This window comes from Neobacillus niacini (genome assembly GCF_036961885.1).
GTDB lineage: Bacteria > Bacillota > Bacilli > Bacillales > Cytobacillaceae > Neobacillus > Neobacillus niacini_H.
Genome location: NZ_JBALNQ010000098.1, coordinates 4312 through 4958 on the forward strand (window position 1 = coordinate 4312; position 647 = coordinate 4958).

At 25.7% G+C, this 647-nt stretch carries 1 protein-coding gene; it reads left to right on the forward strand.

The genetic code is table 11. The features are described 5' to 3' along the window. Nucleotides 1-558: SLATT domain-containing protein (locus V7124_RS25990; protein WP_335494815.1), on the forward strand; the 558-nt coding region annotated here is incomplete at its 5' end. Nucleotides 559-647: the final 89 nt, after the last annotated feature.

Consider the following 647-nt stretch of genomic DNA (forward strand, 5'->3'; position numbering starts at 1 on the left):
ATGAGTTTAAGGTTTAAAAATTATAGTGATAAGTGGAAGTTAATATTCTTTTTCTTGAATTTTGAGGCAGTTATTTTTGTTGCTATTTCATTAGCTGGGGATTCAATTCTAAACGAGAATAACCTATCAATTTTTTCGGTTGTATCAGGGATTTTTTCAATTTATGTAATTTTAATACAATATTATATTAATGAACTAAATTATAATGAAAGGGCTTTAAAAGTTCATTATCATCAATTAGATATTGAAGATTTAATAATTAAAATGAAAAATTTATTAATGCATATAAACATAAAAGACGCTAAAACTCACGAGGATGGAAAAAAAATGATTGAGGAATTTAATGTTATTATGTATGAATATCAAACAATCCTAAAGAATAATGAAAATCACGACCCAATCGATAATAAAAGAAGATTATTGGGTGAAATATCAGATAATAATCAACTTCATAAAAAGATTCTAGATTATTCCATGGATAATATCATACTTCATATTAACATTATACTAGCATTGGTAATGCCAGTAATTATCATATTAATTTTCGGAATGGAGTGACTGTATATTATGGCATCCGATAGAGAGTTGATGGAACTGGCATATGATTATGTTTATGCATTGTCTAAAAAAAAGAGTTTTAATCCACA